The sequence below is a fragment of the Collinsella aerofaciens genome, from assembly GCF_040926265.1.
Lineage (GTDB): Bacteria > Actinomycetota > Coriobacteriia > Coriobacteriales > Coriobacteriaceae > Collinsella > Collinsella aerofaciens_BB.
Genome location: NZ_JBCOIL010000002.1, coordinates 1 through 14427 on the forward strand (window position 1 = coordinate 1; position 14427 = coordinate 14427).

Here is a 14427-nt window from a genome sequence, read left to right on the forward strand (position 1 = left end):
TATCGCGAGTTCCGCACGCAAAGGAAAGCACTTAATGTGCTTTCCGTCTTGCGCAGGACTGTAGAGCAGGAAACTTAGCCCGTGCCGGGCCCGCTGAGACCAGACCGGCGGGATAGACCAGTTCAGATGGGGCTTTGATGCATGGGTGGTCTGTTGTTGTGCAAATGGGTATCATACTGAGGTTATTGCATCGACTCTGTGATGCATGTTTGTACGTTCCCGGCGGTCGGTTTGCCAGAAGCGCCCCGTCGGTTGTTCCAGACCCGTTTCGAAGAAAGGAAACAACACTCACCTATGGCAGCTAAAAAATCATCTCCCTTGAAGATCATCCCGCTCGGCGGCCTTGACGGCATCGGCAAGAACATGACGGTCTTCGAGTGCGGCGACGACATGGTGCTCGTCGACGCCGGTCTCATGTTCCCGGATGACTCCCAGCCCGGTATTGACCTGGTGCTTCCTGACTACACCTATGTCCTGGAGAACGAGGAGAAGCTCCGCGGTATCGTCGTCACCCACGGCCACGAGGACCACACCGGTTCGCTTCCGTATCTGCTGCAGGACCTCAATAATAAGGTGCCCATCTTCTCGAGCAAGCTGACGCTTGGCTTCATCGAGGGCAAACTCTCCGAGTTCCGCATCCGCGCACCCAAGTTCCGCGAGGTCAAGGGCGGCAGCCATGTCAACCTCGGCGGCATCTCGCTCGACTTCTTCTCGATGACGCACTCCATCCCCGGCGCTCTGGGTGTGTTCATTCGCACCAATCAGGGCACCGTTATGCACACCGGCGACTTTAAGCTCGACCAGACGCCCATCGATGGCGTCACGCCCGACTATGCCGCTATCAGCCGCTTTGCCAAGCAGGGCATCGATCTGCTGCTTTCCGACTCCACCAATGCAACGGTTCCCGGCTTTACCAAGTCCGAGGCCGAGGTTGGTCCCAACTTGCTGCACGCCATCAAGAACGCCCCGGGTCGCGTGTTCGTCGCGTCGTTCTCGAGCCACATCCATCGCCTGCAGCAGATCTGCGATGCCGCCCGCAAGTGCGGCCGTAAGGTCGTTGTGACCGGTCGCTCCATGCTCACTAACACCCGCGTGGCGCGTGAGCTGGGCTACCTCAACATCGACGATGCCGATATCATCGATGCCTTCGATATCGATAACCTGCCCGACGACAAGATCGTCGTCATGTGCACCGGTTCGCAGGGCGAGCCGCTGTCGGCCCTGTCCCGCATGGCCAATGGCGAGCACAAGACGCTCTCTATCCACGAGGGCGATACCGTCATCCTCTCGGCAACTCCTGTTCCCGGCAATGAGAAAGCCGTCCAGCAGGTCGTCAACAGCCTGGCCAAGCTCGGTTGCGACGTGTGGGATAAGAACCGCGCTCTTGTCCACGTCTCGGGCCACGGTAGCCAGGAGGAGCTCAAGCTCCTGATGGCCATGGCCAAGCCCACGTACTTTATGCCGGTTCACGGTGAAGCCGTGCATCTGCGCGCCCATGCCCAGCTGGCTCGCAAGATGGGCATCAAGGACGATCATATCTTTATCCTCGATAACGGCGATACGCTCGAGATGCGCGGCGGTATCGTCAAACGCGGTACGCCCGTCGAGTCCGGCGTCGTCTACGTCGACGGCCTGCGTATCGGCGATACCGACCCCATCGTCCTGCGCGATCGTCAGAAGCTCGCCAACGACGGTATGGTTACCGCTGTTGCCATCGTCTCGCTCAAGCACAAGAAGATCGAGGCCATCGAGTTCTCGGGCCGCGGCGTCTCGTTTGCCATCGACGACCAGTTCTCCGAGGATGCCTCCGCATCCATTATGAAGACGATCGAGAAGGGCAAGTTCAGCTTTACGAGCAGCGGTTCCGATGCCATTCGCAAGGCCGTGCGCGATTCGCTCTCTAACTTTATCTGGAGCCGTACGCGCACCCGACCGATGATCATCCCGGTCGTCATGGAGGTTTAGTTTGGCGCGCGGATCTGCACAAAACGCCAAAGGCAATAAGGCCAACAACCAACCGGCATCTGCTAAGGGTGCCGGTTCCCATCTGCGTGCCAATAAGGGCCACGAGTCCGAGTTCGATGATTTCGAGCCCTTGGTCGAGCCCTCGGCCAACCGCGATATCGCCGGCGTGGTCATTGCCGTTTTGGCGATTGCGTCCTTTATTGCCGTGATTTCGCCGGCGACTGCGCCCGTTACGGCTGCGGTTGCCGGTTTCTACCACTTGGGCTTTGGTCTGGGCGCCTACGTGCTGCCGATCGTCATTTTGCTGTTTGCCGCCACGCTCTTTTTAGGCGAGGACTCGCCGCTCAACGCGCGCTCTGTTGCGGGCGGCGCCGTGGTCTTTATCGCCGTCGTCTCCATTCTTTCGTTGATGGTGCCAGGTACGAGCGACTCGTGCGACCTTATGTTCACGCCGCAAAATCTGTCCGCCTCGGGTGGCTACATCGGTGCGTTTATTGCGAGTGCGCTGCAAAATGCCCTGGGTAAGCCTATCGCGATGGTAGTCCTGCTGGGCCTTGTCGTCGTGGGCTTGGTCATCATTGGCTTTTCGGTGGGCGGCGTTTTGCGCTCTGCCCGCGACCGTGCGGCAGATTTTGCCGAGCGCCGTCGTGCCGACGTCAACGCGAGTCCGTGGGGTGACGATGAGGCCCTGTCGGTGCCTGGTGTCGCCCGTCCGCATCTGAGCATTCTTCGTCAAAAGGGCTCCGATGCGGCCGTGACTACGGTTATGGGTAGCGAAGTCGATCCGATTCTGGACGATGAGGACGTGGACGAAGATCCGTTTGTCGACGTGTCTGAGGCCGTGGAGGCCGAGCGGGCCAAGACAACGCTGTTGCCGCGCCGCCATGCCAAGAAGGGCAAGGCTGCGCCCAAACTCAATACGAGTGAGCCCGACCCGTCTTGGTCCGAGAGCGAGATTGAGCTCACCGAGGGTGATGACGAGGACGACGAGGCTCCGATTGAGACCGCAAAGACAACTTTGCTGCCGCGTCGCCATGCAAAGCGCGACCAGGTAACCGGTCAGCTTTCGATGGAAGACGACCCCGATAAGATCGACGAGTCCGAGCCGCCGTTTGCCGTGAATCCTGTCTCGGCAGCACCTCAGATCCCCGACTTCTTGAAGCATCCCAAGGTTGCCGATGCGCCTGCCTTGAGTGCTGTCGAATCGGCTGCGGCCAGCGATGGGGGAACGGACGGCGGCGCCGCAGATAACGAGGGCGAAGAAGAGGACGGCCTCAAACTTCCGCCACTTGAGATTCTGCATGCCAACCCGCAGTCGGCTTCCGCTGCGTCTTCGGACAAGGAGCTGGAGCAAACTGCCGAGTCGCTGCAGTCGACCCTGCTTGAGTTTGGCCGCAGCGCCCGCGTGGTCGGCTGGATCGCCGGCCCCACGGTGACGACCTTTAAGCTGCAACCTGGCGAGGGCGAGCGCGTGAGCAAGATTTCGAGCCTCGAGGACGATATCGCGCTTTCGCTCGCAGCTCAGTCGGTTCGTATCTTTGCCCCGATCCCCGGCACGTCGCTCGTGGGTATCGAGATCCCCAATCGCAAGCGCCAGAACGTCAACCTGGGCGACGTGCTGCCCTATGTGAAGGGCGGTCCGCTCGAGCTGGCCATCGGTCGCGATGCCGAGGGTACGCCGGTCGTCGCCGACCTCGCCAAGATGCCCCACCTGCTGATCGCCGGTACCACGGGTTCCGGTAAGTCGGTCATGATCAACTCCATCATCACGACCTTGCTCATGCGCGCCCTTCCCGAGGACGTTCGCCTGATCATGGTCGACCCCAAGCGCGTCGAGCTTGCGGGCTATAACGGTCTGCCGCATCTTTACGTGCCTGTAGTGACCGAGCCCAAGCAGGCCGCGAGCGCTCTGCAATGGGCCGTGTCCGAGATGGAGCGTCGCCTGAAGGTCTTCGAGCGTCTCAACGTGCGTAAGATCTCGACCTACAACGAAAAGCAGGCCGCCGGCGAGTTTGAGCATTACGATAACCCGCCGCAAAAGATGCCCTACCTGGTCATCATCATCGACGAGCTCTCGGACCTGATGATGGTCGCCGGTAAGGATGTCGAGGCCTCGATCGTGCGTATTGCTCAGCTGGGCCGTGCCGCCGGTATCCACCTTATCGTGGCCACGCAGCGCCCGAGCTCCAACGTGGTGACGGGCCTTATCAAGGCTAACATCACCAACCGCATCGCCTTTAACGTCGCCACGGGTATCGACTCGCGCGTCATCATTGATCAGATGGGCGCCGAAAAGCTCACTGGTTTGGGCGACATGCTGTTCTCAAAGGTCGACTGGGGCAAGCCTCGCCGTATCCAGGGCTGCTTTGTCTCGGATGACGAAATCAACGAGATTGTCGAGTTCGTCAAGTCGCAGAGCGAGCCCGACTACCACGAGGAGATCCTGTCTGCCGTGGCGCCCGCTTCCATGTCCATGGCGGGTGGCGGCGGCATTGTCCGCACCGGAGTCGCCGAGCCGCAAGACGATGATCCTCTCATTTGGGAAGCCGCCCATATTGTGGTGGAATCGCAGCTTGGCTCCACATCTGGCCTGCAACGTCGTCTGAAGGTTGGCTATGCGCGCGCCGGGCGTATTATGGACATGCTGGAAGAAAAGGGTGTCGTCGGTCCGCCCGACGGTTCCAAGCCGCGCGAGGTCCTGCTGGACGAGGAGGGGCTTGCCGCGCTGGAATCTGTCGACGCCGAGATGGCACGTGAAGATCGTGAGTTTGGAGGATTCTGATGGCTGCACGCTTTGGTGACATGCTGCTCGAGCAGCGTCGCCGAATGGGCCTTTCCATTCAGCAAGTCGCCAACACCATCAAAATCAGGCCGCAGATCATCGAGTTTTTCGAGACCGGTAACTTTGCTTCGATGCCGCCGCGCGGCTATGCGCAGGGCATGATTTCGAGCTATGCTCGCTTTTTGGGCCTCAATCCGCGCGAGGTCGTCAATGCCTACTTTGACGATCTGATGGCATATGAGCGCGAGACGTCGCAGCAGGGCGGTCGTTTTCAGGAAGCCGCTGGCTACGTCAATTCGCGTTCCTCGGTCGATAACGGGCGCTTCCTGATGGTTCAGGGCGGTCGTTCGACGCGTTATGGACAGCGTCCTCAGCAGGCCGGTTATATTACCGAGACGGGTTCGGGCGAGGAGATTCGTTCGCAGCGTGACCGGTTCCGCAGTACGCCGATGCCCGAGGACCGTGCACTTCCCGCTGCCCGCGGCGTGGCTCGTGACCCTCGTGCCGGCTACGGCGACGGCGGCTATTCCGATCGCGGTTACCGTGGGGTCTCTTCTGGTCGCTCTCGCGGTGGCTATGCGGATGCCGATACCACGCAGGTGACGCCGCGTCTTCGCTCTCAATCACAGCCGTATGGCCAGCGCTCTTCGGCTCCGCGTTCGGGCCAGCGTGGCTATCAAGGCCGCGGTGAACTTGCGCCCCGCTCGGGTCAGCGCAGCCTTCAGGGCCAGGGTGGCTATCGCGGCCGTTCCGATAGCAATCGTGGTCGTATGCCTCAGGGAGGCGGCCGCAGCAGTTCCAATCGTGGACGCGGCGGATCACGTACTCCTCAAAACAACGGGCTCGATCCGCGTATCGTCTACGCCGGCATCGGTGCCGTTGCGCTGTTGTTGATTGTGCTCATCGTGGTGCTTCTGCGCGGCTGCGCATCTTCGACGCCCGAGACCACGCCTGAGACGCCCGCTGTTACCAAGACGACGTCCAAGAAATCTTCTAAGAAGTCCGAAACGGTCGACGAGGACGAAGACACCGATGAGGCAACGGATGAGTCGGCTGATTCGGACGCTACCAAGACGACGGCAAAGAAGGAAGAGAACGAGGTCACGAAGGTCAAGGTCTCGGTTGCCAAGGGAAAGACCGCGTGGATTGAGGTCAAGGTCGACGGCAAGTCGGTCTATGGCGCCCAGGCGACTGGCCCCTTTGAGCAGGAGTACACGCCCGAGTCCTCAATCGAGATCACCACGTCCAAGCCTTCCGATGTCACCGTTACCAAGAACGGTGAAAAGGTCCGTTACGATACCAAGACCTCGGGCGTGGCGCGCGTGACGATCACCGTTCCCAAGAAGGAGACGTCTGATTCCGAGAATGGTGAAAGTTCTGATGGTACCGACACCACCGATGGTACCGATACCACCGACGGTACCGATACCCAGTCCACGGATGGCGCCGATACCGCAACTGACGGTCAGACGCCCAGCGATTCTACCGACTATTCGTACGATAGCTACTAAGCCTCTCGTACGCGAAAGGAAACATCATGGCTAAAGATTCCAGCTTCGACGTCGTGTCCGAGGTCAACATGCAAGAGGTCGACAACGCCTTCCAGCAGACCACGCGCGAGATTTCCCAGCGCTATGACCTTAAGGATTCCGGTGCCACGATCGAGCTTTCGAAGGGCGACATGCTCTTTACGATCAACGCCCCGGCCGACTTTGTCTCCAAACAAATTGTCGACGTGCTGAGCTCCAAGCTCATCAAGCGCGGCATCGACCTCAAGGCTGTCTCGTGGGATGCGCCGCAGGCGGCATCGGGCGGCACCGTGCGCGTGCTCGGCCATATCGTCGAGGGTATCGACCAGGCGACCGCCAAGAAGATCAACAAGGACATCAAGGACCAAAAGCTCAAGGTTAAGGTGACCATCGAGGCCGACAAGCTGCGTGTTTCCTCTGCTTCGAAGGACGCGTTGCAGACCGTGATCCAGTTCCTGCGCGACCAGGACTACGGCCAGCCGCTGCAGTTCACCAACTACCGCTAATATCAATCGAAAGGACCGCTCTCCAACATGGATACACCGTTGGGCTCCGTGCTCTACATCACCCTCGGGTGCGCTAAGAACGAGGTTGACACCGACCGCATGCGTTCTCTTTTGACCGCCGCAGGCTACGAGGAGGCATTCGACCCGCAGGACGCCGATATCGCCATCGTCAATACATGCTCGTTCCTCGCCTCCGCAACGTCCGAGAGCATCGAGACCACGCTCGAGCTCGCCAACGAGGTTCAGGACGGCGTTCGTTCTTGCCCCATCGTCATGTGCGGCTGCGTGCCGTCGCGCTATGGCGACGACCTGCCTGATGAGCTGCCCGAGGTCGCTGCCTTTGTGAAGGCTGACGAGGAGGACGGCATCGTGGCGGTCATCGATGGCGTGTTGGGTGTCGAGCGTGAGATTGCAGCCTATATCCCGCAGGTCAAACGTACCGTCGAGGGCGCTGTCGCCTACGTCAAGATTTCCGATGGCTGCAACCGCTTCTGCAGCTTCTGCATGATTCCCTACATCCGCGGCCGCTATCACTCGCGCAATGCCGAGAGCATTATCTCCGAGGTGCGTGACCTGGTTGCCGGCGGTGTGCGTGAGATCGTGCTGATCGGCCAGGACACGGGTATTTGGGGCACCGACTTTGCTGACGAGGACGTCGCCGAGGGCTTGCCGCGCAATCTGGCGCAGCTGCTGCGTGCCGTCGCCGAGGCCGTGCGCCCGCACAACGTCTGGGTCCGCGTGCTCTATCTGCAGCCCGAGGGCATGACTGACGAACTCATCGAGACGATTCGCGATACGCCCGAGGTGCTGCCCTATATCGATATCCCCGTGCAGCACTGCGACGCGCGCATCCTCAAGGCTATGCGCCGTTCTGGTTCGCGCCAGGAGCTCGAGGACCTGTTCCGCGATCTGCGTGAGCGTATCCCCGGCATCGTGATCCGTTCCACGGCCATGGTCGGCTTCCCGACCGAGACCGACGACGAGTTCCGCGACCTTATCGACTTTATGGACACCGTCGGCTTTGACTACACGAGCGTCTTTGCCTACTCGCAGGAGGAGGGCAGCCTGGCCGCTAAGATGGAGGGTCAGGTCGACGAAGAGGTCAAGCTCGAGCGCGCCCAGGAGGCCATGGACCTGGCCGAGTCGCTCGGTTTTGCCGCCACTGCCGCACATGTGGGCGAGCGAGCCCAGGTGATCGTCGACGGTATCGAAGAGACCGAGGATGGCGCCGAGCTGATCGGCCATGCCTGGTTCCAGGCGCCCGATTCCGATGGCGCGGTGCATCTGGACGCCAGCGAGGCGTCCGTGGGCGATATTCTGACCGTCGAGTTTACCGATAGCTTCTGCTATGAGCTTATCGGTCATGTTGTGGAGTAGGAGAGCGTCGTGGCTAACGAGAGCAATAAGGAACTGACGAGTGTCTGGACGCCCGCCAACATCGTGACGTGCGTTCGCATCGTCTTTATCCCGGTGTTCATGATCGTGTCGGCGCTTTCTCACACGAGTGTTGCCGGTACGGATTGGAGCATCTTCGACGGCCCGCTCGCCGCCGCTGCCTTCATTCTGTATGTGATCCTGTCGTGCACCGATAAGGTCGACGGTTATCTGGCGCGTTCGCGCAACGAGATCACCGACTTCGGTAAATTCTTGGACCCCATCGCCGATAAGCTGCTCGTGTTCTCGGCCCTGCTGCTGTTCTTGGATTTTGGCGCGGTGACCGTGTGGTCCGTGTTCATTATCCTGTTCCGTGAGCTTCTGGTGAGCGCCCTTCGCATGGTCGCGAGTGCGGCCGGTGTGGTCGTTGCGGCCGATAAGCTCGGCAAGTACAAGACGGCAACCACGATGGTCTCCATCTGCGGTTACCTGTGCGTTTTTGCTATGGCCGGCTTGCACCTTGGCCCGGTGGCGCTGACGCTCGGCATCTACTCGGTGTCGCGCTTCCTGTACGCCGTTGCCGTTGTCCTGACCGTTATCTCGGGCGCCCAGTACTTCTGGAACTGCCGCAAGATCGTCTTTTCGGTCTAGGTCCTGGTGGGTATGACGGACTCTTTTGAGCAGATTTCCGCACATAACGAGGAGCTGGCGCGCGATATTGTCGAGCGCGCGAGCGCTCGGGGCGTGACGGTTTCGACGGCTGAGTCGCTGACGGCGGGTATGATCGCCTCGACGATTGCCGATATCCCGGGCGCCTCGGCGGTGCTGCGTGGCGGTGCGGTGACCTATTGTGATGAGATTAAGCATCGTGTTCTTGGTGTTGAGCAGGAGACGCTCGACCGCTATACCGCGGTGTCGCATCAGACCGCGCGCGAGATGGCGGTGGGTTCGCTGGAGCTGTGCCAGAGCGATATTGCCGTGAGCGCGACTGGCTATGCCGGTCCCGGCGGAGGGACCGAGGACGATCCGGCGGGCACTTTCTATATTGGCTGGGCGTATCGCGCGGCTGATGGGAAAGTGCCAGTCGTGGACTCTGTGCGCTGCCACTATGAGGGCGATCGTTCGTGTGTTCGTGCCCATGCGGTCGCGGAGGCATTGGGTCGGATTGCCCTTGTGCTCATCTCTATGGAATAGACGTGTTTTAAGGGGCCTTAGGGCTCCTTAATTGTGGAGATAGGGACCTCAGAAGAATTTAGCGTTTGTGCTGTTCATAGGTGTATTTTTGCCTGCCTTGTTCTTATTTGGCCCTTTATGGTCAAGCATTTGGTCAGTGTTTGGTCGGCTTTTGGTTGGGTTTTGGAAAGGTCGGCTGCATATGATTTATCTGAACGGTTGACCACGAACAGCCGTTCGTTTATTATCGATGCAGGTTGTTAAGAGGAGGGCTATTCATGGCCAAGAATTCAGGTCCCGTACGTACCGTTCATGCTCGCACGACGGGTAAAGAGCGCGATGAGATGATCGCCACCACCAAGGCCGAGATCGAGAAGAAATTCGGCCAGGGTTCCATCATGAGGTACGGCGACGGTGGCCCCGAGCTCGAGGTCGAGGCCATCCCTACGGGCGCTCTGGCACTCGATGTCGCTCTGGGTATCGGCGGTGTGCCGCGCGGCCGAATCGTCGAGATCTACGGTCCCGAGTCCTCCGGTAAGACGACGCTTTCGCTCGAGATCCTGGCCGAGGCCCAGGCAATGGGTGGCGTTGTGGCATTTATCGATGCCGAGCATGCGCTCGATCCCACGTATGCCGCGCGCATCGGCGTGGATATCGACGAGGTGCTCATTTCCCAGCCCGATACGGGTGAGCAGGCGCTTGAGATCGTTGACATGCTTGTGCGTTCCGGAGCCATCGATGCCATCGTTGTCGACTCCGTCGCCGCGCTGACCCCGCGTGCCGAGATCGAGGGAGAAATCGGCGACACTACGGTCGGTCTTCAGGCTCGCCTGATGAGCCAGGCGCTCCGCAAGCTCGCCGGCTCGCTGTCCAAGTCCAACACGACGTGCATCTTCATTAACCAGCTGCGTGAGAAGATCGGCGTCATGTTCGGCAATCCCGAGACCACGACGGGCGGCCGCGCCCTTAAGTTCTTCTCTTCGGTGCGTATCGACATTCGCCGCATCGACAGCATTAAGCTTAAGGACGAGGTTATCGGTAACCGCGTGCGCGCCAAGGTCGTTAAGAACAAGGTGGCAGCTCCGTTCCGTTCTGCTGAGTTCGACATCATGTACGGTACGGGCATCTCCAAGGAGGGCTCGATTCTGGACATGGCTGTCGAGTGCGGCATCTGCAAGAAGATGGGCTCCTGGTTTGCCTATGGCGAGGACAAGCTCGGCAACGGTCGCGAGGCCGCCAAGGCGTTCCTGCGCGAACACCCCGATTGCGCTGACGAGATTGAGCATAAGGTCCGCCTTGCCTGCGGGCTTGAGTTTGATGACGATGCTCCGTCCGAGGTCGAGCTGACCGATCAGCCTGCGCCTGAGGAGTTTGACGAGCTTTACGCCATCGATGGTTCCGCTATGCTCGATGATGACGACGAGTAGCGGTTACGCTCATGTCGTATACGGTGACCGAGGCTACGGTCGTCTTTCCCGATAAGAAGGCGGCCTCCTCGTTCTCGAGCGGGTATGCGTCTAAAAAGCCCTGCGCGCATATCGATTGTGAGCTTGAGGGCGGTTTTGAACGGTCCATTTGGATTCCCGTGCGGGTTGCGCGGCTGTATCTCAAAAACCGCCCCGATTTTCCCTGTGATTGGGATAACTTTCGTGAGGCTGTGCAGCTCATCGAGCGTAAATGTGCACTTACCATGGTGACCGAGATGTTATCACGCCGTGACCATGCGACGGGTGAGGTCCGTGACAAGCTGGCTTGCTACGGCTTCCGCCAGCCCGCGATCGATTTCGCCGTCGAGCGCGCCACCGAGTATCACTTTTTAGACGAGAACCGCTTTTGCTCGTACTTTATCGAGGAACGCAAGCGGCGCGGTTGGGGTCAGCGCAAAATCGAGACCGAACTTAAGCGCCGTCATGTCGTGCTCGATGACATTCCCGGTTATCCCGAGGATTATTTTGCCGTCGAAGACGATTTGGCGCGTGCGTCAGCCCTGCTCGCCAAGCGGCGTGTTCCAGAGACGTGCGGATTCGAAAAACTGGTTCGGTTTTTGATGGGCAAGGGCTTCTCGTATCACATCGCCGCCGATGCCGTTAAGGCACGTCTCGATGCCGAATGCGAGGGATGTGCGCTTTAGGCGTATGCGTTTTGTGGCCCCGCCGTTCACCGCGTTTTAGCCGCCGTACTGGGGCCATTTATTTGACAGTTGTTGTGGTTCAACGTACGATAAACACTGTCATTTGCTTTGTGATATGTGCTCATCTGTGATGAGTTTGTTTATATGTTTATCTGTATCCGACCCGCATAAGCTGCGCCCATATTACTCAAATGTCGCGAGCCGTTCATAAGGACGGTTCGCTTTGTTGTGTAACGAATCCATAAAAAGGAGTGAGCATGCCTATCATTGCAGCGCTCGTTGGCATCGTTTTGGGTGCCATCGCCGCCATTGCCTACATGCGCACCGCCAAGCAGGGTAGTCTTCACGAGGCCGACGAAAAGATCCAGTCGGCACACGCACAGGCTGAGTCCCTGATCGGTGATGCAAAGCGTCAGGCCGAGACCCTCAAAAAAGAGGCTCTGCTCGAGGCTAAAGAGGAGATCATCAAGAACAAGCAGGCCGCCGAGGCCGAGGACAAGCAGCGTAAGAGCGAGATTCGTACGCTCGAGAACCGCGTGATGCAGCGCGAGGAATCCCTCGATCGCCGCAACGACGCTCTCGACAAGCGCGAGCATCAGCTGTCCAGTCAGGCCGGTCAGGTCGAGAAGCGCTCCCGTGAGCTCGAGGAACTCTGCGCAAAGCAGACCTCCGAGCTCGAGCGTATCGCCGACCTTACCCGCGAGGATGCCCACAAGGAGCTCCTCGATAAGGTTCGCGGCGAGGTCACCCACGAGGCCGCCACGATTATTCGCGAGTCCGAGCAGCAAGTTCGCGCCGAGTGCCACAAGACCGCCCAGGAGATTCTTTCCCTGGCGATTCAGCGCTGCGCTGCCGACCACACTGCCGAGGTCACCGTTACCTCCGTGCACATTCCCTCTGATGACCTCAAGGGCCGTATCATCGGTCGCGAGGGTCGCAACATCCGGACCTTCGAGCAGGTTTCCGGCGTCAACCTCGTGATCGACGACACGCCCGAGACCGTCGTTCTTTCGAGCTTCGATCCGGTCCGTCGTGAGACCGCCCGTGTCGCCCTCGAGAACCTCATCGCCGACGGCCGCATTCACCCCGCCCGCATCGAGGAGATGTATCACAAGGCTGCCGACCTGGTTCAGCAGCGCGTGCGCGAGGCTGGCGAGCAAGCTGCATTCGATACCGGCATTCACGACCTGCACCCCGAGATCGTCAAGACCCTTGGTGCCCTGCGCTACCGTACCTCGTTTGGTCAGAACGTGCTTCAGCACTCCCTCGAAGTCTCTGACCTGTGCGGCGTGATGGCTTCCGAGCTTGGCCTGGACGTTGTGACCGCCAAGCGCGCCGGCCTGCTGCACGACCTGGGCAAGGCAATCGACCATGACGTCGAGGGGCCGCATGCCGTCATCGGCGCTGAGCTTGCCCGCCGTTATGGCGAGAAGCCCGTTATCGTCCACGCTATCGAGGCTCACCATGCCGATGTCGACCCCAACACGGTGCTCGATGTCCTGGTGCAGGCCGCCGATGCTGTCTCTGCCTCTCGCCCCGGTGCCCGTCGCGAGTCTGCCGAGAACTACATCAAGCGTCTTGAGAAGCTCGAGGAGATCGCCAACTCTCATGACGGCGTCGAGCGTACCTATGCCATGCAGGCCGGTCGCGAGGTCCACGTCATGGTTCAGCCGGACAAGATCTCCGATGCCCAGTCCACGGTTCTGGCTCACGATATCGCCCATCAGATCGAGGAAGAGATGGAGTATCCCGGTCAGGTGCGCGTCGTCGTGATTCGCGAGAGCCGCGCTGTCGATATCGCTAAATAATATGAGCGACGCGAACGAGCTCATCTCATTTATCGCGTCGATGTCGGGGGAGGGCAACCTTCGCGTCGAGGAGAACCTTGGCGAGGGGTATGTCCGCATCCGCGTTTCGGAGGCCGAGCGGCGCCAGGCAAAGCACGACATTCAGCATGTCGAGGATATCGTCATCGAAATGCTCCGTAATGCTCGCGATGCCGGCGCCGACAAGGTCTATCTCGCCACGACCAAGGAAGATGGCGTCCGCACGCTTGTCTTTCTGGATAACGGCTCGGGTGTTCCGCAGGATATGCAAGAGCGAATCTTCGATGCTCGCGTTACCTCAAAGCTCGAGAGCATGAAGATGGACCGTTGGGGCGTTCACGGTCGTGGCATGGCATTGTTTTCGATCAAGCAGAACACCGACGAGGCCCGCGTGGTCACGTCTGGTGTCGATCTTGGCTCAGCCTTTAAGGTGAGCGTTGCGGCCGACCGCCTCAGCGAGCGTGCCGATCAGTCCAGCTGGCCCCAGGCCGTCAAGGATGAGGACGGACGTTATGTCTGTGCTCGCGGTCCGCATAATATTATTCGCGCTGCCTGTGAGTTTGCGCTCGAGGAGTTGCGTGGTTGCGATGTCTATCTTGGTTCTCCGTCTGAGATTGCCGCGACCCTTTATGCTCAGGCGTCAAGTCGGCTCGATACGTCTCGTCTCCTGTTTATTGATGATGAGAGCGAGCTTCCGGTTGTCGATCGTTTAGGCCTTGCCTCTGATGCCGAGGACTTTATTCGTATTTGTTCGGGTTTGGGTCTTGAAATGTCCGAGCGCACGGCCCATCGCATTTTGGCGGGGCAGATTAAGCCCGTTCGCGGTGTGACTGCGCGTCTGCTGCGCGAGCGTGACTCATCCTCGCATGCGCCGGCTCCTGTCGATCTCGCGAAGGATCGTCGCGGGCTGCGTATTGCCAAGGATGACATGGCACAGTTTTCGCGTGCTGTGGAGCGCGACTTTAATGACCTTGCCGCCCGGTACTATCTCAATCTTTGCGGCGACCCAAAGATCCGTGTTTCGCGTGATCGAATCACCGTGACCTTCGATCTTGCCAAAGAGGAATAGTGCCTTTACCGAGTCCACTCGGTACGATAAAGTTATTGCAGTTAAAACGTACTTTTAAACGCAGGAGTTTCT

At 59.6% G+C, this 14427-nt stretch carries 11 protein-coding genes; all 11 read left to right on the forward strand.

What is annotated here, in order from left to right:
• Positions 1 to 294: 294 nt before the first annotated feature.
• Entirely contained in the window at positions 295 to 1965 is a 1671-nt protein-coding gene (locus tag AB5767_RS00565; RefSeq protein ID WP_006235967.1) for a ribonuclease J, read from the forward strand.
• A 1-nt stretch (position 1966) separates the two neighbouring features.
• Complete coding sequence (locus AB5767_RS00570; protein WP_368132576.1) at positions 1967 to 4747, forward strand: FtsK/SpoIIIE family DNA translocase; 2781 nt, start codon at positions 1967 to 1969, stop codon at positions 4745 to 4747.
• On the forward strand, positions 4747 to 6258 hold the full coding sequence (locus AB5767_RS00575) for a RodZ domain-containing protein (RefSeq protein ID WP_368132922.1): 1512 nt from the start codon (positions 4747 to 4749) through the stop codon (positions 6256 to 6258). The genes AB5767_RS00570 and AB5767_RS00575 overlap by 1 nt, the downstream gene beginning before the upstream one ends.
• 26 nt (positions 6259 to 6284) lie before the next feature.
• Positions 6285 to 6782 (forward strand): YajQ family cyclic di-GMP-binding protein, encoded by a 498-nt coding sequence (locus AB5767_RS00580; RefSeq protein WP_195568840.1) that lies wholly within the window; start codon positions 6285 to 6287, stop codon positions 6780 to 6782.
• A 27-nt stretch (positions 6783 to 6809) separates the two neighbouring features.
• A complete protein-coding gene (gene rimO, locus AB5767_RS00585) occupies positions 6810 to 8159 on the forward strand; it encodes a 30S ribosomal protein S12 methylthiotransferase RimO (RefSeq protein ID WP_055285161.1) in 1350 nt (449 codons plus the stop codon).
• A 99-nt stretch (positions 8160 to 8258) separates the two neighbouring features.
• Positions 8259 to 8807, forward strand: coding sequence for a CDP-diacylglycerol--glycerol-3-phosphate 3-phosphatidyltransferase (pgsA, locus tag AB5767_RS00590; protein WP_229025873.1), 549 nt, complete (start codon positions 8259 to 8261; stop codon positions 8805 to 8807).
• 12 nt (positions 8808 to 8819) lie between these two features.
• Entirely contained in the window at positions 8820 to 9350 is a 531-nt protein-coding gene (locus AB5767_RS00595) for a CinA family protein (RefSeq protein ID WP_368132204.1), read from the forward strand.
• A 257-nt stretch (positions 9351 to 9607) separates the two neighbouring features.
• A complete protein-coding gene (recA, locus tag AB5767_RS00600; protein WP_321573274.1) occupies positions 9608 to 10756 on the forward strand; it encodes a recombinase RecA in 1149 nt (382 codons plus the stop codon).
• 11 nt (positions 10757 to 10767) lie between these two features.
• On the forward strand, positions 10768 to 11460 hold the full coding sequence (locus AB5767_RS00605; protein ID WP_368132205.1) for a regulatory protein RecX: 693 nt from the start codon (positions 10768 to 10770) through the stop codon (positions 11458 to 11460).
• A gap of 257 nt (positions 11461 to 11717) precedes the next feature.
• Positions 11718 to 13268: a ribonuclease Y gene (gene rny, locus AB5767_RS00610; RefSeq protein WP_115596193.1), complete on the forward strand. Its 1551-nt coding sequence runs from the start codon at positions 11718 to 11720 to the stop codon at positions 13266 to 13268.
• Position 13269: 1 nt separating this feature from the next.
• Complete coding sequence (locus AB5767_RS00615) at positions 13270 to 14355, forward strand: ATP-binding protein (RefSeq protein WP_368132206.1); 1086 nt, start codon at positions 13270 to 13272, stop codon at positions 14353 to 14355.
• Positions 14356 to 14427 lie beyond the last annotated feature (72 nt).